26 protein-coding genes are annotated in these 21,121 nt (G+C 69.0%); 4 read left to right on the top strand and 22 right to left on the bottom strand.

The features are described from left to right. Positions 1–39: 39 nt before the first annotated feature. The 4 genes from JZ791_RS37670 to hemL all read right to left on the bottom strand — a co-directional run bounded on the left by JZ791_RS37670 (position 40) and on the right by hemL (position 3,831). The gene (locus JZ791_RS37670; protein WP_216901752.1) at positions 40–876 is read right to left on the bottom strand and encodes a cytochrome c biogenesis CcdA family protein; all 837 of its coding nucleotides are present in this window, start codon (positions 874–876) and stop codon (positions 40–42) included. Between the two features lie 11 nt (positions 877–887). Beyond that, complete coding sequence (locus JZ791_RS37675; protein ID WP_254207015.1) at positions 888–1,472, bottom strand: TlpA family protein disulfide reductase; 585 nt, start codon at positions 1,470–1,472, stop codon at positions 888–890. Positions 1,473–1,630: 158 nt separating this feature from the next. Then, on the bottom strand, positions 1,631–2,236 hold the full coding sequence (locus JZ791_RS37680) for a histidine phosphatase family protein (protein ID WP_216901755.1): 606 nt from the start codon (positions 2,234–2,236) through the stop codon (positions 1,631–1,633). Positions 2,237–2,433: 197 nt separating this feature from the next. Further along, positions 2,434–3,831, bottom strand: coding sequence for a glutamate-1-semialdehyde 2,1-aminomutase (hemL, locus tag JZ791_RS37685; protein WP_216901726.1), 1,398 nt, complete (start codon positions 3,829–3,831; stop codon positions 2,434–2,436). A gap of 119 nt (positions 3,832–3,950) precedes the next feature. Between hemL and JZ791_RS37690 the strand changes: the two genes are divergently transcribed. Then, on the top strand, positions 3,951–4,325 hold the full coding sequence (locus tag JZ791_RS37690) for a hypothetical protein (RefSeq protein WP_216901727.1): 375 nt from the start codon (positions 3,951–3,953) through the stop codon (positions 4,323–4,325). Positions 4,326–4,341: 16 nt separating this feature from the next. Here the strand turns inward: JZ791_RS37690 and JZ791_RS37695 are convergent, their stop codons facing one another. From JZ791_RS37695 to hemB, 6 genes are all read right to left on the bottom strand, one after another. Further along, positions 4,342–4,551, bottom strand: a complete 210-nt coding sequence (locus JZ791_RS37695; protein WP_216901728.1) for a hypothetical protein — start codon at positions 4,549–4,551, stop codon at positions 4,342–4,344. Between the two features lie 85 nt (positions 4,552–4,636). Further along, positions 4,637–4,876, bottom strand: coding sequence for a hypothetical protein (locus JZ791_RS37700; RefSeq protein ID WP_216901730.1), 240 nt, complete (start codon positions 4,874–4,876; stop codon positions 4,637–4,639). Beyond that, entirely contained in the window at positions 4,876–5,415 is a 540-nt protein-coding gene (mce1N, locus tag JZ791_RS37705; RefSeq protein WP_216901732.1) for a transport-regulating membrane protein Mce1N, read from the bottom strand. Before mce1N ends, JZ791_RS37700 begins: the two co-directional genes overlap by 1 nt. A gap of 82 nt (positions 5,416–5,497) precedes the next feature. After that, entirely contained in the window at positions 5,498–5,620 is a 123-nt protein-coding gene (locus JZ791_RS46235; RefSeq protein ID WP_256462035.1) for a hypothetical protein, read from the bottom strand. Between the two features lie 126 nt (positions 5,621–5,746). Next, positions 5,747–6,283 (bottom strand): hypothetical protein, encoded by a 537-nt coding sequence (locus JZ791_RS37710; protein WP_216901734.1) that lies wholly within the window; start codon positions 6,281–6,283, stop codon positions 5,747–5,749. Then, positions 6,280–7,254, bottom strand: coding sequence for a porphobilinogen synthase (gene hemB / locus JZ791_RS37715; protein ID WP_216901736.1), 975 nt, complete (start codon positions 7,252–7,254; stop codon positions 6,280–6,282). The genes JZ791_RS37710 and hemB overlap by 4 nt, the downstream gene beginning before the upstream one ends. 183 nt (positions 7,255–7,437) lie before the next feature. On the opposite strand from hemB, the gene JZ791_RS37720 reads away from it, so the two are divergent. Beyond that, positions 7,438–7,704, top strand: a complete 267-nt coding sequence (locus tag JZ791_RS37720; RefSeq protein ID WP_216901738.1) for a hypothetical protein — start codon at positions 7,438–7,440, stop codon at positions 7,702–7,704. A gap of 79 nt (positions 7,705–7,783) precedes the next feature. Here the strand turns inward: JZ791_RS37720 and JZ791_RS37725 are convergent, their stop codons facing one another. Genes JZ791_RS37725 through JZ791_RS37740 form a run of 4 tightly spaced genes read right to left on the bottom strand, consistent with a single transcriptional unit; the run spans position 7,784 to position 12,653 of the window. Continuing rightward, complete coding sequence (locus JZ791_RS37725) at positions 7,784–9,349, bottom strand: bifunctional uroporphyrinogen-III C-methyltransferase/uroporphyrinogen-III synthase (RefSeq protein ID WP_216901739.1); 1,566 nt, start codon at positions 9,347–9,349, stop codon at positions 7,784–7,786. Continuing rightward, positions 9,350–10,399, bottom strand: coding sequence for a hydroxymethylbilane synthase (hemC, locus tag JZ791_RS37730; protein ID WP_438804597.1), 1,050 nt, complete (start codon positions 10,397–10,399; stop codon positions 9,350–9,352). Positions 10,400–10,410: 11 nt separating this feature from the next. Further along, positions 10,411–11,775: a glutamyl-tRNA reductase gene (locus JZ791_RS37735; protein ID WP_216901740.1), complete on the bottom strand. Its 1,365-nt coding sequence runs from the start codon at positions 11,773–11,775 to the stop codon at positions 10,411–10,413. Next, entirely contained in the window at positions 11,772–12,653 is an 882-nt protein-coding gene (locus JZ791_RS37740; protein ID WP_308163353.1) for a redox-sensing transcriptional repressor Rex, read from the bottom strand. Before JZ791_RS37740 ends, JZ791_RS37735 begins: the two co-directional genes overlap by 4 nt. A 294-nt stretch (positions 12,654–12,947) precedes the next feature. Between JZ791_RS37740 and JZ791_RS37745 the strand changes: the two genes are divergently transcribed. Next, positions 12,948–13,205 carry a glutaredoxin family protein gene (locus JZ791_RS37745; RefSeq protein WP_216901742.1) on the top strand — a complete coding sequence of 86 codons (258 nt, stop codon included), beginning with the start codon at positions 12,948–12,950 and terminating at the stop codon, positions 13,203–13,205. A gap of 80 nt (positions 13,206–13,285) precedes the next feature. Then, positions 13,286–14,293 carry an HAD family hydrolase gene (locus JZ791_RS37750; RefSeq protein ID WP_216901743.1) on the top strand — a complete coding sequence of 336 codons (1,008 nt, stop codon included), beginning with the start codon at positions 13,286–13,288 and terminating at the stop codon, positions 14,291–14,293. 15 nt (positions 14,294–14,308) lie between these two features. Here JZ791_RS37750 and JZ791_RS37755 read toward each other — a convergent pair whose 3' ends face one another. The 8 genes from JZ791_RS37755 to JZ791_RS37790 all read right to left on the bottom strand — a co-directional run. Next, the gene (locus JZ791_RS37755; RefSeq protein WP_216901744.1) at positions 14,309–15,325 is read right to left on the bottom strand and encodes a lysophospholipid acyltransferase family protein; all 1,017 of its coding nucleotides are present in this window, start codon (positions 15,323–15,325) and stop codon (positions 14,309–14,311) included. Next, positions 15,322–16,365, bottom strand: coding sequence for an NAD-dependent epimerase/dehydratase family protein (locus JZ791_RS37760; protein WP_216901745.1), 1,044 nt, complete (start codon positions 16,363–16,365; stop codon positions 15,322–15,324). The genes JZ791_RS37755 and JZ791_RS37760 overlap by 4 nt, the downstream gene beginning before the upstream one ends. 226 nt (positions 16,366–16,591) lie before the next feature. Next, positions 16,592–16,693, bottom strand: a complete 102-nt coding sequence (locus tag JZ791_RS37765; protein WP_003402602.1) for a 30S ribosomal protein bS22 — start codon at positions 16,691–16,693, stop codon at positions 16,592–16,594. A 300-nt stretch (positions 16,694–16,993) separates the two neighbouring features. Then, positions 16,994–17,182 (bottom strand): helix-turn-helix domain-containing protein, encoded by a 189-nt coding sequence (locus tag JZ791_RS46240; RefSeq protein ID WP_308163356.1) that lies wholly within the window; start codon positions 17,180–17,182, stop codon positions 16,994–16,996. Between the two features lie 242 nt (positions 17,183–17,424). Then, positions 17,425–18,234 carry a pyrroline-5-carboxylate reductase gene (gene proC / locus JZ791_RS37775; RefSeq protein ID WP_216901746.1) on the bottom strand — a complete coding sequence of 270 codons (810 nt, stop codon included), beginning with the start codon at positions 18,232–18,234 and terminating at the stop codon, positions 17,425–17,427. An 82-nt stretch (positions 18,235–18,316) separates the two neighbouring features. Continuing rightward, positions 18,317–19,129 carry a thioesterase family protein gene (locus JZ791_RS37780; protein WP_254207026.1) on the bottom strand — a complete coding sequence of 271 codons (813 nt, stop codon included), beginning with the start codon at positions 19,127–19,129 and terminating at the stop codon, positions 18,317–18,319. Between the two features lie 208 nt (positions 19,130–19,337). After that, the gene (locus JZ791_RS37785; RefSeq protein ID WP_216901750.1) at positions 19,338–20,222 is read right to left on the bottom strand and encodes a sugar phosphate isomerase/epimerase family protein; all 885 of its coding nucleotides are present in this window, start codon (positions 20,220–20,222) and stop codon (positions 19,338–19,340) included. Positions 20,223–20,258: 36 nt separating this feature from the next. Next, positions 20,259–21,121: Rv0497 family membrane protein (locus JZ791_RS37790; RefSeq protein WP_498049414.1), on the bottom strand; the 863-nt coding region annotated here is incomplete at its 5' end.

Raw genomic sequence — 21,121 nt, forward strand, 5'->3', positions numbered from 1 at the left:
GGCGGGGGCCTCGGGGGCGGTCATGGTTGCTGTCATAAGTCAGATCGGAAGAGTCACTTGCGAAACGAAGCCATTACGTATCCACCCCACGAACTGGTCCCATACTCCGGTCACCAGGCCGATGCCGACGGCGACGAGCAGGATGCCGCCGATCACCTGGATGGTGCGCGAATTGCGGCGCAGCCAGCCCACCCCGCGCAGGGCGCTGGCCGACCCGAACGCCAGGATGACGAACGGCAGCCCCAGACCCAGGCAGTACGCGACGATCAGCACGACGCCGCGCACGGCGGTCGTCCCCTCGGTCCCGGCGGATACGGCCATCACGCCCGACAGCGTCGGTCCCAGGCACGGCGTCCAGCCCAGCGCGAAGACCGCGCCGAGCAGCGGCGCGCCGACCAAACCGGTGAGGCGGCGGGGATGCATACGGGTGTCACGCTGCAGCGCCGGGACCAGGCCCAGGAACACCAGCCCCATGACGATCGTGACCACACCGCCGATGCGCTGCAGCAGTTCACGATTCACGTTCAGGGTCTGAATGACGCCGAAGACCGTCACCGACGCGAGCACGAAGACGATGGTGAACCCGGCCACGAACAGTCCGGCCGCGCCCGCCACCCGCATCCTGCCGCGCTCGACGGTGGCGGTCGCGGATCGCTTGTCCTGCACGGCCTCCTGAGCCTGCGCGACGGTCACCGGCGGCGCCTCGGCGCCCACCAGACCGGCCAGATACGACAGATATCCGGGAACCAGCGGCACCACGCAGGGCGAGGCGAACGACACCAGCCCGGCCAGCAGGCACGCGCCCAGCGCCAGCAGCAGCGGACCCGAGGCGGCGGCGTGCTGGAACGAATCGCCCACCGACGCCAGCACCGTGATGGTCGGCGCGTTCACTGCGGACTCTCCGCGGCGACCCGGTCGACGACGGGTTGCAGATCACCGGCCAGCAGAGAACGCAGGAATACCGCGGCCACCCTGTGTTTGCGGTCCAGCACCAGGGTGGTCGGCACCACGCTGGTGGGGAACTTGCCGCCGAGGGCGAGCAGGCTGCGCATCTCCGGGTCGTAGATCGACGGGTAGCCGACGTGGTTGTCGGTGACGAAATCCTGTGCCACGTCCTGCTGTTCGTCACGCACGTCGATGCCCAGGAAGGCCACCCCGCGCGCCTTGGACTGCTCGTACACCTTCTCGAGCTCGGGCGCCTCGGCCCGGCAGGGCCCGCACCACTGCCCCCAGATATTCAGCACCACAACCTGATTCGGGAAATCATCCACCGAGGTCGGCTTGTTGGTGACCAGATTCGGGCCGGACAGATCCCCGATGGTGCCGCGCTTGGCGGGCGGATCGTAGAAGATGTCGGTCTTACCGCCCGGCGAGACGAATTGGAACGTGCCGCCCTGCGCCACGGCGTCCTTACCGGTAGAGCACCCGCCCAGCGCCACGGCGAGAGCGACACAGGCCAGCAGGACAGGCAGTACTCGCCGCGCCGTGATACCCCGCCGTCCCGGCGCCTCGGCACGCCGCCGACTCACCGTCCCCGCGCGCTCGCGGCCGGAATCCGCCGCGGCTTCGCGCACGCCGGGTGGGTTCCCGCCGCAAACGTCCGAGGACGACAAGGGACGCGCCAGATCGCTCACGCCCCGGTCACCCGCGGATCGGATTCCCCGGCCGGTTCGGAATAGACGATGTCGATCAACGTATCCCCTTGGTACACAAGGGAGGTCAGTGAGGCGAGGGAGCACTGCCGGTTGCGCGGGTCGTGCCACAGGCGCTTGCCCTCGAGGAATCGGCGCAGCGTCCACACCGGCAGCTGATGCGATACCACCACGGCCTCGTGTCCGGCCGCCTCCACCCGGGCCTTGTTCACCGCGGCCAGCATCCGGTGCGCCACTTGCAGATACGGCTCGCCCCACGACGGAGTGAACGGATCACGCAGCTTCCACCAGTGCCGCGGCTTGCGCAGCGCACCGTCGCCGACCGCCACTCGCAACCCCTCGAAGGTGTTGCCGGCCTCGATCAGATTGTCGTCGGCACGCACCAGCAGGCCGTGCGGCTCGGCGACCAGCGACGCCGTCTCCTGCGCGCGTTCCAGCGGCGAGGCCACCACCAGGGTGATGTCGTGATCGGCGAGAGCGCGCCCGACCGTCGCGGCCTGCGCGCGGCCGGTCACCGACAGCACGAATCCCGGCAGACGGCCGTACAGGATGCCCTTGGGATTGTGTACCTCGCCGTGCCGCATCACGTGCACGATCGTCTCGGTATCGGTGGCGACGTCACCGGGTAGCCGCAATGCCGGATCATCCTGTGCACTGCCGGACTGCGTTGCCGCAGAGCCGGATTCGGCGACAACCGGCGCCGATTCCAGTGCATCGGACGGGGCGGACGCGGGCTGCCGACGGACGGACTCGGATTCGGACCGGTCCGGAGCGCTGTCGTTCACGCGGTAGTTCCTTCGGGTGTGGCGGCCGCCGCGGCGGCCGCGGCGGCGGGCAGCGCGGCGGCGATGCGATCGAATGCGTCCTCATCCAACGCGGCGGAAACGAACCAGGTCTCGAACGCGCTGGGCGGCGGGTAGATCCCGCGCTCCAGTAACGCGTGGAAGAAGGCCGGGAAACGCCACGTCTGGCTGGCCTTCGCGCCCACGTAGTCGGTGACGGGGGACTCCGCGAAGAACACGCTGACCATATTGCCCGCGAACTGCACCTGATGGGCCACTCCGGCCTCGGTGAGCGCGCCGCCGATCAGCGCGCCCAGGCGCTCGGCGTGGCGATCCAGGGCGGCGTACACCTGCGGGTCGGCATTGCGCAGGGTGGCCAGCCCGGCCGCCACGGCCACCGGATTACCCGACAGCGTCCCGGCCTGATAAACGGGCCCGATCGGGGCCAGCCGGTTCATGATGTCCGCGCGGCCGCCGAACGCCGCGGCGGGCAGCCCGCCGCTCATCACCTTGCCGAAGGTGTACAGATCACCCGCGACGCCGTCGATGCCGTACCACCCGGACGCGCTCACCCGGAATCCGGTCATCACCTCGTCCATGATCAGCAGCGCGCCGAACTCCTCGGTCAGCCGCCGCAGGCCGGCGTTGTAGCCCGGCAGCGGTGCGACCGTGCCCATGTTCCCGGCCGCGGCCTCGGTGATGACGCAGGCGATCTCGCCGGGATACGCGGCGAAGGCCGCGGCCACCGCGTCCAGGTCGTTGTACGGCAGTACCAGCGTGTCCGCGGCCTGCGCGCCGGTGACGCCGGGCGAGGTCGGCAGGCCGAGTGTCGCCACGCCCGAGCCCGCGTCGGCCAGCAGCGCGTCCACATGCCCGTGGTAGCAGCCGGAGAACTTGACGACCTTGCTGCGCCCGGTGAATCCGCGCGCCAGCCGCACCGAGCTCATGGTCGCCTCGGTGCCCGAGTTGACCAGCCGCACCAGTTCCACAGGTTCGACCCGCGCGGCGATCGCCTCGGCCAGCTCGATTTCCGCCTCGGTCGGCGCGCCGAACGACAGGCCGTCGACGGCCACCCGCCGCACCGCCTCCACGACCTCCGGATAGGCGTGTCCGAGAATCATCGGCCCCCAGGAGGACACCAGATCCACGTAATCGTTGCCGTCGGCGTCGGTCAGCGTGTAACCGCACGCGGAGGCGATGAATCTCGGTGTGCCCCCGACCGACTGGAAGGCCCGTACGGGCGAATTCACGCCGCCGGGAATGATGGCGGAGGCGCGGTCGAAGAGCTTTGCGGAGACCGGCACGGTCGCGCGCGGATGGGAACTCACGGCCTCCAGTGTCGCAGCCCGGCCGGACCCGGTCGACGACAGGGTGTAGTGGGGTGAGCCACCCCACATCCCGCGGCCCGAAATGTCGCAACACGCCGTAATGCCCGTAGCCCCGATATCGGTCGCTGATCGATTGCTGCTGCGTACCCTCTCCTCCGTCCCCCTTCAACCGGCCCGGAGAGATTCCCATGCGAACTTTCATATTCGGCGTAGCTCTGTCCGGCATCGCACTGGCCGGCGCCGCACCCGCGCAGGCGGCCCAGCCGATCCCCCAGCCCGAACAGGGTCGTATCGGGGTGGCGCTGTCACATGAGGAGACCGCCGCCCTGGCGGACGGCCCGGTTCCCGCGCTGGTCAGCAAGGTCATACCGCTCAACCGGATGGGCGCCGGGCTGCGTTCGGACAGCCAGCTGGAACGGGACGCCCGCGGCGGCGTCCACGCCTCGCTACGCCAGCTGCTGGCCGAATCGGCCGCCCACCCGGATGGCCACGTGATCGTGTTCCTCGACGCCCCCGGCTCGCACGGCCCCCGGGTGCTCGACGTCTACGAGCGCTGGAACTGACCGGTCAGGACCGCGGCTACCGGAGACATCCCAGGGCGAAACCGGTTTCCAGCAGGCAGGCCACCGGATTCGGGATCAACTGGAGCACGCCCGAGTGCGTCAGCGGCTCGGGTGCGGGCCCGGCGTCCATGGCCGTCAACAGGTCCAGGGTCAGGGTGATGATCGCGATACTCATCGTGACCAGCACCGCGACCTTGGTGCGTCGCTTGGTTTCGGTGCGGGGCATTTGCTCAGTGTTCCCGCCCGAACCGCCCGATATTACTGGTTGCTGCAAGTTGGCCGTATTTCACTACATCAGGGGCCGGGCGGGCTCAGCGCGAGCGAGCGACGCATCGTGCGACGAGATCGATCACGGCCAGTCCGGCGATCGCGACGAGCAGTGCGGCCAGGGCCACCCAGGGCCCCGAATACCGGACCGCGGTGAACGCCGGCTGGTCCTCGACGACGAGGAACCTGATCGACTCCAGGCCGCCGCGCCAGCTCGCCACCGCCGCGCCGAGGCAGATCAGCAGCACGACCACGTCGAGAACGATCCACACTCGGCGCGGCATCACAGGTTCTCCTCGTGGTCGGTGCTCTTTTCGGGGGCGCTGGGCTCGGGCTGATCGTCGACATCGTGGTCCAGGACCGCGGCCAACTCCGCCCGCAGGGTCTTATGGTCGCGCGCCCAGGCCTGCACCAATCGCCCATCGCGCAGCTTCAGACCGACGGCCTTGCGCCGCCTCGGCACGCCGTGCAGCTCGCCCAGGGCGCGAGCGGACTCCCAGTCCTCATCATCCCAGTTGTCGTCGTCGGGTTCGGGAAAGACGGTCGCGATATCGCGTAGCGGCACCGTCTCGGTGCCCTGCCGCAGATGGGCCCGCGTGAGTTCCATGCTCACATGCCGCTTGCCCGCGACCACCTGTAGCGAGACGAATCCGGCCAGCAGCGCCGCGCAGAACACGAGCGCGAACCAATGCACCGGCCCATGCCCCACCACGAGTTCCAGGATCAGGACGATCAGGCACAACAGCGGCCCGTAGGCGACGCTGCGCCAGCGCGCACCGGGTTCGGCGAACAGCACGGCGGGCGTGGTCTCGGTCTCCGTCACAGGCACCTCCAGGCTGCTTCACCCGACCGACGAATCCGGGTCGGCGGATCAGTGCAGCGTATCGAGGGCCAAGCGCGGGAATTCAGCCGACCATGCCGGGAAGTAGCAGTCCGGCCAGAGTGAACAGGCCGAGCAGGAGCAACAGGCCGATGACCAGCACATCGCGCCGAAGGCTCTGTGGCTGCTGAATCACCACTCGCATCATTGCCTCCGCTCCTCCGGAGCGGGACGATTCGATGCGGCCCAATTGGAACGCACGAGCCCGACCTCCGGTTCCCAAGTCGTCAGTGACAACTCTCACGATATACATTCCGACCGGCCCGGGACAAATTCAGCGTTGCATCCGTCGCCCGTTCGCCCGGAAATAGATCGCGGAATCGGTTCTGTGGCAAAGGTATACGGCACCGCCGGCGAGTACGGCCTGGAGGATCGCGGCCACGCCGGTGAGCATCTCGCCGAGACCGGAGACCGTGCCGAGACCGAACATCACGTTGACCGCGCCGAGCACCAGCACCACGGTCGCCACGTCGAATATCGCGCGCGCCCAGAGCCTCCCCAGCCGCAGCTGATGGACCACCCCCAGTGCCGCGGCCGCCAGCCCCAGCCCGAACACCACACTCAGCACGATCAGCACCAGCACCATGAGTTCATAGGTGGCCAGCGTGGTCTGCGGCTGCTGGGTCTTCAACTGGTCGTAGATGTTCCGGGCGATGGTGTGCCGATGACCGTATCGGGTCACCGAACCCGAGATCAGCCGCACCACACCCAGAACAACCGCGCCCCACCACAACTGACATGCGGTGCGCACATCGACCGGCGTCGCCACGGCGGGCGCCGGTTGTTGCGCGGAGGCAGGCCACTGATTCACAGCCAGTGCGAGGCCTCGGTGGCCCAGTAGGTCAGAACCATGTCCGCGCCTGCCCGCCGGATGCCCAGCAGTGACTCCAGGATCGCGCCGCGACGGTCGATCCAGCCGTTCTGCGCGGCGGCGGTGATCATCGAGTACTCGCCCGAGATCTGGTACGCGGCGACCGGCACGATGGACCGATCGGCGACCTCGCGGAGAACATCCAGGTACGACATGGCGGGCTTCACCATGACGATGTCGGCGCCCTCGGCGAGATCCAGTTCCAGTTCGCGCAGGGCCTCGCGGCGGTTGGCCGAATCCTGCTGGTAGGTGCGCCTGTCGCCCTGGAGCGAGGAGGCGACCGCCTCACGGAACGGGCCGTAGAAGGCCGAGGCGTATTTCGCGGTGTAGGCCAGGATTCCGGTGTCGATGCGCCCGGCCGCATCCAGGCCGGCGCGGATCGCGGCGACCTGGCCGTCCATCATGCCGCTGGGGCCGAGCAGATCCGCGCCGGCCTCGGCCTGGGCCAGGGCCATGTCCACGTAGCGGTCCAGGGTGGCGTCGTTGTCGACCGTGCCGTCCGAGGCCAGGACCCCGCAGTGCCCGTGATCGGTGAACTCGTCCAGGCAGGTATCGGCCATGATCACGGTCGCATCGCCGACCTCGTCGGCCAAGGCGCGCAACCCGCGGTTGAGGATGCCCTGCGGGTCGCTGGCCAGGCTGCCGGTCGCGTCCTTGTCCTCCGGGCGCGGCACACCGAACAGCATCAGCCCGCCGACACCCGCGTGCACGGCCTCCACGGCCGCCTTACGCAGCGAATCCATCGAATGCTGGTACACACCGGGCATCGAGCCGATCTCGCGCGGTTCGTCCAGCCCGTCGGCGACGAACATGGGCAGCACCAAATGCCTTGGTTCGAGTGTGGTTTCGGCCACCAGCCGACGCAGAGCGGGGGTCCGACGCAACCGCCGTGGGCGGTCCATTCCGGTCATGAACCGCACGATACGCCCCGGTCCAGCACCGCGCCGCACCGCCTCCGGGTCGATCGCGCACCGGGATGGCGGCTCGGCGGAGCGGCGGGACCGGACACCGTTTTTGTCACCCCTCGGCGGTAGAATCGAAGATGTGTTCGAGGATTATTCCCGGACACCGGATCTCACACAGGGGAGGATCTCGTGGTCACGGATTCGATTATCGACAGCCCTTACGCGCCGCTGGTCAAGCGCCGGCTGCCCGCCGGCCGCCCGCGATCGTGGTACGTCACACACAACCGCCGCCTCAAGGCAATGCGCCTGGCCATCGCCCTACTCGACTCGGGCGTCTACCGCGCGAGCCTGGCCGACAACGAAAAGATCCGCCACGCAGCCGACCTGGTCGGCATCCGCCCGCCCTCGGACAAAACCTGCCGCCTGGTCCGCGATCTCATGCGCGCCCGCCGCTGAGCCTCGCACCCGCCGTTCAGCGGTCCAAGCTCATGCGCGACGCGTGAGTCTCGACCGCCGAACGGCGAGGCCCCAGGGGTCAGGCCCGGCTACGACGGCTCTTCTTACGCGGCGGAGGCAGCAACCCCTCGGCGCGCAAGTGCGCCGCGTGCTCGGCCAATGCCTCAACCAACGGACCCACCTGAGCGATCTCGGGCTGCACATCCACACGCAACCCGAATTCGATGGCGGTCTCCGCGGTCTTCGGCCCGATGCAGGCGACGATGGTCCGCGCGTGCGGCTTGCCCGCGATGCCGACCAGGTTCCGAACCGTCGAGGACGAGGTGAACAGAACAGCGTCGAACCCGCCGGTCTTGATCATCTCGCGGGTCTCGGCAGGGGGCGGCGACGCGCGCACGGTGCGGTACGCGGTGACATCGTCGATCTCCCAGCCGCGGTCGCGCAGGCCCTCGGCGAGGGTTTCGGTCGCGATGTCGGCGCGCGGCAGCAGCACCCGGTTGACCGGGTCGAAAACATCGTCGTACGGCGGGAAGTCGGCCAGCAGCCCCTCGGAGGACTGTTCGCCGCTGGGCACCAGTTCGGGGTTGATGCCGAACGAGCGCACCCGCTCCGCGGTGGCCTCGCCGACGCAGGCGATCTTCACCCCGGAGAACGCCCGGGCATCCAGCCCGAACTCGGCGAACTTCTCCCACACCGCACGCACCGCGTTGGTGGAGGTGAACACCACCCACTGGTAGCGCCCGTCGACCAGGCCCTTGACCGCGCGCTCCATCTGCGCGGGGCTGCGCGGCGGCTCGACCGCGATGGTCGGCACCTCCATCGGGATGGCGCCGTGGGTGACGAGCTTCTCGCTCATCTCACCGGCCTGCTCCTTGGTGCGGGGCACGAGCACCGTCCAGCCGTAGAGGGAGCGGGACTCCCACCACGACATCTTCGAGCGCTTCTCGACCTCTTTGCCGACCGTGACCACCAGCGGGCCGACCATTTCGGAGGCGGCGCCGTTCAGCGTGGCCAGGGTCGCCTCGATGGTGCGCTGCTGGCGGGTGGTGCCACGCACGGTCACCGCGACGGGGGTCTGCGGCGCGAGGCCGTGCTCGGTCAGCGCGCTCGCCGTCTCGGCCAGATGTCCGGAGGTCGCGTGCAGGACCAGTGGTCCGGGCGCGGCGGCGACCGAGGCCCAGTCGACCTCGCCACGCACATCGACCTCGGTGTGGCTCGAGCCGAGCGCGATCCCGGCGTAGGCCGGGACGGTCGACCCGGACGGCAGACCCGGCAGCACCTCGAACGCCACATGTGCACGGGTCACGGCGTTGACCTCCGAGATCACCGAATCGGTGGTCAACGGGTCACCGGACACCACGCGCACCACGTCGACGCCATTACGCGCCTCGGTGACGAGGGTCTTGGCTACTTCGGTCGGGTCGCCCAGCGCGGGGCGCACATCGACCGGACGGATCCCGTCCGGTCCCGGTTCCACCGCGATACCGACCAGGGCGAGCACGCCCTTGTCGACATCGGGATCGGTGAATGCCAACGTTGCACGACTGAGCACCTCGCGTGCCCGGACGGTCAGCAGTGCCGGGTCACCGGGGCCGGATCCAACGAAGAGAACCCGACCAGGATGCTTCTTAGCGGCTCTGCTCATTTATTGCTCTCCAATGGGCTGGGACGGTTGCAGACTTGTGTTCGGCGATTCCGCCGATGTGTCGGCGCTGATCAGATCGCGTGCCCCCAGCTCCAGCAGCTCACGCGCCAGCGCGCGGCCGAGCTGCTCGGCGCCTGCGAGCGATCCGACCGCCGATGCCCGGATCACATCCGAGCCGTCGATCGCCGCCGCGCATCCGCGCAGCGACAACTCCTCTACCACCCGACCGTCGTCGTCGAGCGACTCCACGACCTCGCCCAGCGCGCCGATGGGTGCGGTGCAGCCACCCTCCAACTCGGCCAGCAGTGCACGTTCGGCACAGACCGCCGCGCGAGTTCCTGGATCGTCCAACGCGGACAGGATGGTGATCAATTCGAGGTCGGCGGCGTGCGACGGACTGCCTTCGGCAGCAGCGCGGCATTCGACCGCGAGCGCGCCCTGGGCCGGTGCGGGCAATATCTGCACCGGTTCGAGCGCCTCGGTGACGGCCTCGAGCCGATCGATGCGGGCCAGCCCGGCCCGTGCCACGACCACGGCGTCGAGTTCACCGTCGGCGACCTTACGAAGTCTGGTGTCGAGATTGCCGCGCAGCGGGGCGATCTCCAGTCCGAGGCCCAGGGCGCGCAGCTGCGCCACACGGCGCGGCGCGGACGTGCCGATCCGGGCTCCGGGGGGTAGTTCGCCCAGGACCAGCCCGTCGCGGGCGACCAGGGCGTCGCGCGGATCCGCTCGCGGCGGGACGGCGGCGATGGTGAAACGCGGGTCCGGCGCGGTCGGCAGATCCTTGTAGGAGTGCACCGCGATATCGACGGCCCCGGAAGCCAATTCGTCGCGCAGGGCGGTGGTGAACACACCGACGCCGATCGCCTCGACAGGATCCGAGGACCCATCGCCGGCTGTCTTCACCACGACGAGTTCGGCGTGCTGCCCGGCCGCGATCAACGCGTCGCGCACCGTACCGGACTGGGTCAGGGCCAGCAGACTGCCACGGGTGCCGATCCGCCAGGGGGATTCGGCGCTGCCGCGGCCGATCGTGCTGTGCTCCTGCACCGAAGCCTCCGTCACGACTCCACCTCGCCGGGCCGGCCGGCCGCCGTCTCGTCCAGCGCGCCGACTTCCATCGGCGCCGCAACCGCCTGTGCCGCACCGGGTTTGAGTTCGAACAGCTCGCGCAGCGCCTCGGCGTAACTACCGCCGCCCGGCGCCGACGCCAGCTGCTTGACCCGAACGGTCGGCGCGTGCAGCAGCTTGTCGACCACGCGGCGCACCGTGCGCGCCACCTCCTCGCGCTCCGGATCGGCCAGGCTCGGCAGCCGGGACTCCAGCCGCATCAGCTCGGCCTCGACCACGTCCGCGGCGCGCTGACGCAGCGCCGCCACCGTCGGGGTGACCTCGGCAACTCGTTGTCCCGCAAGGTATTTCGATAGCTCGTCGGCGACGATCGCACGCGCGGCGGAGGTATCGTCGGCCGCGGCGCCCGCGGCCGGATCGTGCTGCAGGGTCTCCATGTCGATCACGGTGATGTCGGGCAGCCCGGCCACCGCGGGATCCACATCGCGCGGCAGGCCCAGATCGCAGATCACCATCCGATGGCCGGTCATCGAGAGGTTCAGCGCGCGGTACGCATCGGCCAGGGTCACCACAGACCCGACCGCACCCGTGCTGGTGACGACGATATCGGCGTCGGTCATCGCGCCGACCAGATCGGACAGTTCACGCACCGAGGCCGCGGCCCCGTGCATGGCCTCGGCGGTGTGCGCCAGCCGCTGCGCGCGCTCGAGCGTCCGGTTCACCACGACGATGTGCCCGACCCCGGCCCGCGCCAGATGCGCCACCGACAGTCCGCCCATCGCGCCGGCGCCGATCACCACGGCCGTGCGCCCGGTCAGCTCGCCGAGCACACCGCGCGCACGATCCAGCGCGACCGACACCACCGACGCTCCGGCCCGGTCGATGCCGGTCTCCGAGTGCACCCGCTTGCCCACCCGCAACGCGTTCTGGGCCAGTTCGTGCAGGGTGCGCCCGGCGGCCTGCTGCGCGTCCGAGGCGGCGTAGGCGGCGCGGATCTGGCTGAGTATCTGCTGCTCGCCGACCACCATCGAATCCAGGCCGCTGGCGACGGCGAACAGATGCTCCGCGGCGGCCTCGCTGTAGCGCACATACGCGTGCCTGGTCAGTTCCGCCAACGCCAGGCCCGAATGCTGGGCCAGCAGGTCGCCGATCTCGGCCAGTCCGCCGTGGAAGGCGTCGACCACCGCGTAGATCTCCACGCGGTTGCAGGTGGAGACGATCATCGCCTCGGATACGTGCTGCGATTCGAGCATGCGGTCGATCAGCTTGGGCCGGTCGTCCTCTGTGACGGCAACCTTCTCCAGTACCGAAACCGGTGCGCTGCGATGTGAAATGCCGACTAGAAGGATGCTCATTGCGTAACCACCGATCCCTTGCCGCTTGGCTCCCGTGCCGAAACCGCGACGCCCGCTGTGTGGGTGGCGGCTCCCGTCTTGCGAATCGCCGCCGAAGCCGGGCGGCGGACGATCGGAGCGGGCGCCGTGTGCGTGGGGTCCCCCGGCTCCCCCGCGACGGCGTCCGACTGGTCCTCGGCGGCGATTCCCGCCTCGGCGCTGCGCGCCCCTTCGAACGACAGCATCTGCATCTCGACAGCCAGGTCCACCCGCCGGACCTCCACCGACGACGGCGCGTCGAGCGCGACCGGGGAGAAGCTCAGAATGCACCGCATACCGGTGTCGACCAGCTGGTCGCAGACCTGCTGCGCGGCCGCGTCGGGGACGGTGATGACCGCGATGGTCGGCGCGAGCTCGGCGACCGCGTCGTGCAGTTCGGCCACATCGCGCACCCCCAGCCCACTGACCGTCTCACCGATCACCTCGGGATCCTGGTCGAAGATGCCCACCATGGTGAATCCGCGCCGCCGGAACCCGCGGTAACCGGCCAGCGCGCGCCCCAGATTTCCGGCGCCGATCAAGACCACCCGATGCCCCTGCGACAGTCCGAGTACATCCTCGATGCGGGCGCGCAGTTTGGCCACGTCGTAGCCGACGCCGCGGACTCCGTTGGGGCCCAGGAACGACAGATCCTTGCGAAGCTTCGCAGAACCGACACCCGCCGCGACAGCCAGTTCCTCACTCGATACGATGAGTACACCCTCGTCGGCGAGGACAGCCAGGACCCGAAGATAGGTCGCCAGGCGCGTCACCGTCGCCGGCGGGATGTCCTTGGGTTGAGCGCTCGATCGCAGAGCATTTCCGGAGACGCCGGTGGGCGTCTCATGCTGCTCTGTCACGTCGTTCGGCTCCTCGTCCGGCCGGGGATTGGGTATCCGGTTTCGCTTATCGCCGCCGACGCCGGGATCAGCGCCGTGTGGGCGTCCATGGGGGGCGTGCGTGTCACCACCGTAACCGCTTGTGAAGCCCTGCACAAAGTCGGTGAATTCAGTCACTCCCGTGGATGCCGCGCCTGCCATTCAACCCGCAACTGCCTGAGAGTTTCCACACAACGCGCCGAGAAGCCCCCGTCCGCTCGGTACGCGGGGCACTCGCGCTGCGGCAGCCCGGGCGCAAAGCGCTTTAATGGGCGAATGAGTAATGCACCCAAGGTGACGCTGCTCACCCGGACGGGGTGCGGACTGTGCACCGTCGCGCTGGAGCAATTGCGGGCGATCTGTGCGGACTACGGAATCGAGCCCGGAACCGTCGACGTCGACGAGGCGGCGGCGACCGATCCCGCACTGCGTGCCGAATTCGGCGACCGGCTTCCGGTAGTGCTGCTCAATGGTCGCGAGCACAGCTATTTCGACGTCGACGAACCCCGGCTGCGAGCCGATCTGACTCGCTGACCGAGCGATCACTCATGCCACGCGGTAACGCCCCCCTCGGTTACTGTTGGGATGTTCGCGCGAACGGGCGGAGGTTAGCGGTGCCGGAACGATCGAAGGATGCGAGGGCGGGCTTCATCGCGGGCAGATTCGGCGAATTCCCGGCACGGTGGAGTCACGGTCTGTCCGACCAACTTGCTCGCATCACCCGCAGCCCGTTCGGCCCCAGCGAGGAGGAGCTGCGCGCCAACCTCGCGGGCGAGGCCAGCGCCGAGGCCGCCCTCGCGCTGCACGACGCGGAGTGGGCCGAATCCGATGTCAACCGCCCGCCCCGGGACCTGACCGCCGCGGCGTTCTTCGACGTGGACAACACCATGGTGCAGGGCGCCTCGATCGTGCACTTCGCCCGGGGCCTGGCCGCGCGCAAGTACTTCAAGACCTCGGATCTGGTCGATATCGCCTGGAAGCAGGTGAAGTTCCGGGTCACCGGCAAGGAGAACAAGGGCGATATGACCAGCGGCAAGGAGAAGGCGCTGGAATTCATCGCCGGTCGCTCCACCGCCGAACTGGCCGCCCTCGGCGAGGAGATCTACGACGAGATCATCGCCGACAAGATCTGGCCGGGCACCCGGGCATTGGCGCAGATGCATCTGGACGCGGGGCAGCAGGTATGGCTGGTCACCGCGACCCCGGTCGAACTGGCCCAGGTGATCGCCAAGCGGCTCGGGCTGACCGGTGCGCTGGGCACGGTGGCCGAGAGCGAGGACGGCGTCTTCACCGGCCGCCTGGTCGGCGACGTCCTGCACGGCCTGGGCAAGGCGCACGCGGTGCGCGCGCTGGCCATCCGCGAGGGCCTGAACCTCAAGCGCTGCACCGCCTATTCCGACAGTCACAACGACGTGCCGATGCTGTCGCTGACCGGCACCGCCGTGGCCATCAACCCCGATTCGGACCTGCGCGAGGTGGCCAAGAACCGGGGCTGGGAGATCCGCGACTTCCGCACCGGCCGCAAGGCCGCCAAGATCGGCGTGCCGACGGCGCTGGCGCTGGGCGCGGCGGGCGGTGCCGCGGCGGCGGTACTCACCCGCAAACGCGATTCGGGCGACTGAACCGTCGCGGCGCGATCAGCCGGTAAAAGGATTGCGGCGCTTGGTCAGCAGCTTGTAGAGGGTCTGCTGGATGGTCTCGCGCACCTGGTCGGTGATCTCGAACATCATCATCGGGTCGTCGGCCGCCTCCGGCTCGTATCCGCCGGTCGGGATGGGCTCGCCGAATTCGATGTACCACTTGGACGGCAGCGGGATCGCGCCGAGCGCGCCCAGATGCGGAAACAGCGGTGTCACAGGGAAATACGGCATACCCAGCAGCCGGGCCAGCGGCTTGATATCGGCGAGCTTGGGGTAGATCTCCTCCGAGCCGACGATCGAGCACGGGATGATCGGGACACCCGTACGCACTGCCGCGGAGACGAATCCGCCGCGACCGAACCGCTGCAGCTTGTATCGCTCGGCGTACGGCTTGCCGATTCCCTTGTACCCCTCCGGAAATACCCCGGCCAACTCGCCCGAGCGCAGCAGCCGCTCGGCGTCGGCCGGGCAGGCCAGCGTGTGCCCGGCCTTGCGAGCCAGTCCACCCACGAGCGGGGTTTCGAAGACCAGATCGGCGGCCAGCAGGCGCACCACCCGCTGCTTGGCATGGTTGTCGTGCACCGCCAGCTGCAACATCAGCCCGTCCAGCGGCAGCACGCCCGCGTGGTTCGCCACGATCAGCGCACCACCGGATTCGGGCAGCCGCTCGATCCCGTTGACCTGCACCCGGAACCACAGCTCGGACAGCGGCCGCAGCAGTGGCAGCAGCACCGACTCCAGCAGATGCTCGTCCAGGCCGTATTCGTCGATCTGATAATCGCCGGTCACGCGCCGGCGGGCGAATTCGGCGCCGGCGCGGATGCCGTCGGCGACCGTGTCGCGGACCAGATCACCCAGCCCGCGCGACTGCGCCGGGGAGGTCTCGGCCAGACGTTCGGTCAGCGACGTCACCGGACTCGCCGCGGTCTGCCCCGGCCTGCGCCGTGCGGCACTGCGCTGCCGCGCCTCGAGATCGATTTCGTGTAATTGGATGACCTTCGCTACATCATTCATCGATGGGTTCCCTCTCCGGCCCCAACCAGGCCGAGAAGTCGTGTCTCTGCGGTGTCGATCCACCGTGGATCTATGACGGGCCGCAACGCTGCGCCCCCGACGAAATCGTCGAATGCCTGCACGGTGGTCCACCGTGGCTGGAATCCGAGTTCGGTACGCATCCGGGTGGTATCCAGACCGCACCCGAAATGGAAGTAGTCGATCTGCTCGCGCATGAACTCCCGCATCACCGGCCCCATGAAGCTGCGACCCACGGTGTGGAACAGGGCATACGGAATGGGCATCTCGATCCGCCCGGCCCGGCGGATGGCCTGTGACAGCGCCAGCGCACCATCACCGGCGACGTTGAACGTGCCGCCGGGCGCGTGCAGCGCGGCATGCGTCAGCGCGGCGATCGAATCCTGCTCGTGCAACAGCTGCAGGCGAGGATCACGGCCGAGAATCGTGGGCGTCACCGGCGAGCGGAAGTACTGGACGCCGCGTCCGGCCAGTCGCGCCCCGACGATGGGCGGAAACCGCAGAATCGCGGTGGCGATGTCCGGGCGGCGACGGGCCAGGCCCCGCACATAACCCTCCACCTCGATCATGTCGCGGGCGAACCACCCGCGCGGCGGGGTCCGCGCGCTCATCTCCTCGGTGAACTTGGCCGGATCCTTCGGGCCGCAGCCGTAGACCGCGGACGACGAACGCACCACCACGCGCCGCACGCTCGGGGCCTTCTGGCAGACCGCGAGCAGCTGCATCGCGCCGAGCACGTTGTAGTCCTTCATCGCCGCGCGCCCACCGCCCGAGGGCGGGCGGGACAGCACCGACGGATGGACGACGGTATCTACTTCGTTGCCATCGATAACCTTGCGTATCAACGGATTACGAATATCGGCACGCACGAACTCGGCGCGGCCCATGCGACGCAGCAGCTCACGGCTCGGCATGCGCGCGTCGACCGCGACGATGCGCTCGACGGCAGGGTCGGCCGCCAGCGCGGCGACCACATTGCCGCCGAAAAACCGGCTCGCGCCGGTCACCAGAACGACACTCACGCCCGGCTCCCACCTAGCCCCCGATTGCCTGCCCCGGGTACCAGAGTAACGGGTCGCCCGAGCGACGCCGATGGCATTTACCCGGATCTAACGATGACTTCCCCCACCGGAAACACTCTCGCCGAAATGCGAAAGCCCGCCACCGGTCGGTGACGGGCTTCGGCTAACTCGCGGCAGCATCGAGGGTGATCTGGGCCACACTGGGACAGCGGCGAGTCGCGGCGGCCTACTTGCCGAGTTTGCGACGCTGCACCCGCGTGCGACGAAGCAGCTTGCGGTGCTTCTTCTTGGACATCCGCTTACGGCGCTTCTTGATCACAGAACCCATAGGGTTGTTCCTCGCGTTCTCTCTACTCCTCGGCGCGCACGCCGGTTTACGTACGCCCTTACTTCCCGGGTCGCCCGGCACATCTGCCGATTGACGTACGGCGTTCGCGCTCCCCAGGTGCCACGGCGCTAGGACACCGGCAGGCGAACACGACGGTGTTTCATGGTACCGGGCCAATACCGGGCGAACGAAACGGGGACCGCGCCCCGGCCACGACCGGGGCGCTACTGGTTCCAGGGGTTGACACGGCCGCTGAACCCGGAAGAGTTCGACGGCCATGTCGACAACTACCCCGTGTGACTACCCCGCGTCGAAATACGACGTCTGCAGATAGTCGTGCACGGCCTTGGCGTGCACCCGGAACGATCTGCCGACCCGTACCGCGGGCAGCTCGCCCGAATGCACCAATCGATAGACCGTCATCTTGGATACCCGCATCAGATTCGCCACCTCGGCGACGGTGAGGAACTGCGTTCCTCCTCCGATCACGGGATTCGTACTCGCAGAGCTGTTTCCAGGCATCATTAAGTCACCGACCTCCGGCACGTCCGCGCCGCCGGCTTCCCCACCGGCGGAACAGACACGCACGTGCTCCTTGAAGCTTAGCGGGACCAGTGGGATTGCTGCGACGGGTGTGAGGAATCGGATTTGCGGGACAGATAACCAGCCGGTCAGCAGGGGGTTCCTCAGCGTTCAATCAAGACACGATCGGCGGCCCGGGTGGTCGGCGCCTACGAGTCCTGCGCGGCCGAGCGGTCCTTCGCCGCGTGCAGCCCCTCGATGAACGCCGAGCGCACGCCGCCACGCTCCAGCTCACGGATCGCCGCCGCGGTCGTACCGGCCGGGGAGGTCACCGCGGCTCGCAGCTCGTAGGCGCCCTGCGTGGACTCCTCGAGCAGCGCCGCCGAGCCCAGCATCGTCTGCACCACCAGCTGGTTGGCCACATCACGGCTCAGCCCCAGTCCCACCCCGGCCTCGACCATGGCCTCCACGACCAGGAAGAAGTACGCCGGGCCCGAACCCGAGACCGCAGTGACCGCGTCCATCTGGGTCTCCGGCACCGTGACCACCTTGCCGACCGCCGACAGCACCTCGCCCACCTGCTCGAGCTGCGCGGAATCGGCGTGCCGACCGGCGGCGATCGCGCTCATGCCCTGCCCCACCAGCATCGGGGTGTTCGGCATGACCCGCACCACCGGGAAGCCCTCGGGCAGTTTCGCCTCGATCCGCGCGGTGGTGATCCCGGCGGCCAGCGAGGCCAGCACCCGGGCACGACCGTCGTCCAGGTCCGCCTTGCCCAGTTCGGTGAGCACCGCGTCGACGTCGCCGGGCTTGACGGCGATCACGATCAGATCGGCATCCGCCGCGGCCGCGGTGACGCTGTCGGTGACCCGGATACCCAGACGCTCACCCAGCGCCTCAGCACGCGCGGGCACGGACTCGACGACGACCAGATCCTCATGGGACTGCCCCGACTCCAGCAGCCCGGCGAGCAACGCCTCACCGATCCGTCCACCGCCGACAACCGCAATTCTCGTCATGGCGAACAAGGCTATCCGCGCGGTCCGGACACGGCCGACGGAGGTTCGGATCAGTCCCGATCAACTCCGGACCGGCGCAGCGTCAGCGTGGGATCAGTGCGAGCTGGCGCGATTGCGCCACTAGCGCACCTGTGCTGTCCAGCACCAGCTGATCCTCGTCGAACATCCGCTCGCCGACCTCCTGCGCGGTCGCGACGACCCGCAGCCAGCCCGGCGCGGGCCGGCGGCGCAGATAGGTGGTCATCTGGACGGTCGGCGCCCAGCCGACATTGCCCAGGTTCATCGGCACGGGAGGAGCGACATCGCCCGCCATCATCGCGAAGTACGCGGCGACCTGCGGATCCCGCTCGTCGGCGGCGCGCGGGCGAATCCACAGCCGCAGCTGCGGCTCGCCGCGCTCGCCGCGCAGGAACGCGGCATACCGCCGGTCGAGGGCCATCGAGGCGCCCGACGAGACGTGTACCAGGTTGCCCATGGTGTCGGGGGTGTACCGGATCGCGTCGGCGGGCGGCTCCGCGGGCATGTCCGCGGGCGCGACGCCGGCGTAGGCGGGCGCGGCGGCGTCCAGATGCCCGAAGGTGAACACGGTGCGCACCAGTGGGCGGCCGCCCTGCACCAGGCTCGCGTCGACCAGGCAGATCTGGCGACCGGTTTTGCGAACCCGCACCTCGTACTCGACCTGGCCCGGATCGGGCGCGCCGAGGAAGTCGGTGCTGGCGGCGATGGGGAACATATCCGACAGGGTGGGCGCGACCGTCCGCAGACGAGCGGCCGCGGCCGCGGCACTCGCGGCGACCATGGTGCCGCCGTGCAGCTTGTCGCCGATGGTCCAGACCGGCGCGATCTCGCCGGCGTAGCGGCCGAGCTCCGGATCCTTGCTCGGCAGTTCGCTCATCACGCACACCCGGCCGAAGGGGGCGTCGTCTCGGGTCTCGGCGGATCGTTCGAGGTCGGGCCGATCCGCATCGATGGCCAGCTCCGTCACGCCATACCTCCCTGTCGTGTGCCTCCAACGCCTGCACCGCATGAGCCGTACAGCGTATAAGTGTCACCGACGAGGCGGGCATTCCCACAGCGAATGTGATCAACGCACCACTGCGGCGCTAGGTCCGCTGCGCGCCCGTCGGCTCCGGGGACTGAACCGGTTCGTGATGGTCCAGATGGGTGCGGGCGAAGTTCAGGGCTCGGTGGAGCTGGGCCGCGCGATCCAGGCTGGTGCGGGCGGCCTGAGTGTTCACCTCGATCACCACATGGCCACCGAAACCGTTGCGCGCCAGAGATTCACAGATCTGCGCGCAGGGCTGCGCACCATCGCCGGGGATCAGGTGCTCGTCGTGTGCGGCGCCGCGACCGTCGGCCAGATGCAGATGCGCCAGGCCCGAACCCATCCGCGCGGCCAGGGCCACCGCGTCGGTGCCCGCGGTCGCGGTGTGCGACAGATCGAGGGTGTAATGCCGGAATCCGGTATCGGTCGGATCGTAGGACGGGCTGAAGGCCGTCACCGACAGTCCCGGTCCGCCACGGCGCTCCAGCCGCCGCACCGCGCCCTCGTGACGACCGAACAGGGTGTCCGCGCGCATCGGGAACATATTCTCCACCGCCACGATCACCGAACTGCCCTCCTCCAGCTCGGCGACCTGCGCGGCGAATCCCTCGGCATAACGACGCTGCCAGCGGAACGGCGGATGCACCACCACCGTCGCGGCGTCCAGCGCCTCCGCGGTCCGCACGCTGCGCTCGAGTTTGCCGATCGGATCGGCGCCCCAGACCCGTTGCGAGATCAGCAGACACGGCGCGTGCACCGCCAGCACCGGCACACCGTAGCGCCGCGAGTAGGCGTGCACGGTCGCGATGCTCTGACTGGCGGGCTCGGCCCAGACCATCAATTCGACACCGTCGTAGCCGACTTCGGCCGCGTACCGGAAAGCCGCCTCGGTGTTCTCCGGATAGACCGAGGCCGTCGAAAGACCGACGCGGATGTCGGTCACCGTCTCGCCCGCGTGCTCATCCGACCAAGCACCCGCTCAATTCGTGCTGAGCAGGAATGCCAGCGGGCCGAGCGTGACGAACACGCCCACGACGACGGCGATCACGGTGCTGTACATATCGTCGGTTCGCCGCAGCACCCGGACCAGGGCGACCAGACCCAGGATCACCACCACCGCCAGCGCCAGCGCGACGAACGGCAGCACATCCCACATCTTCTCGAAGCCCTTGAACAGCAGCATTCCGATCACCGCCGCGCCGACGACCTGACCGGCCAGCACCAGCCACTGCCGCTGCGAACTCTCGTCACCGCGGCGGGCATCCCGCGCCGGCGCCCTGCCGCCGCGGGCCTTACCGGCCCCGCCGCCGAGCCACTGCGGACGATCGCCACCACTCAGCAGCGCCTTGCTCCGGGCGCCCAGCGCCGAGCCGCGACGCGACCGGGACGGACTCTCGTCTTCGTCCTCGTAGTCCTCATCGTCGTAGTCGTCGAGCTCGTCGTCCTCGTAGTCGAGGTCGTCATCCTCGAAGTCGGGATCCTCGAGATCGAACTCCTCGACCTCCCGCTCGGGGCTGAAGGCCGGATAGATCTCGGTGCGGCCGTGGGCGTCCACCGCCAGCAACTCGGTGACCGGACGGGGTGCGCCCTGCGCTGCGGCCGGGTCGGACGGACTCCGCCGCCCACCACGACGTCCCTCGCGCTCGGCCTCGTCGCGCAGCAGATCACCGGCGAGCGTGGGGCCCGACAGCAGTTGCTGATCCTGGCTGGCCAACGACCACGCCTTCGTCGGCCCCGGGTCGGCACCGTTGCGACCGCCGTTGCGGGGCCCGTCGGGACCGGGGCGCAGGATCTCCGTGCCGTTGCGGCCGGGATCCATGCCCCTGGCTCTTATACACATCT

It is taken from the genome of Nocardia alni (assembly GCF_019038435.1).
In the GTDB taxonomy this organism is placed as follows: domain Bacteria; phylum Actinomycetota; class Actinomycetes; order Mycobacteriales; family Mycobacteriaceae; genus Nocardia; species Nocardia alni.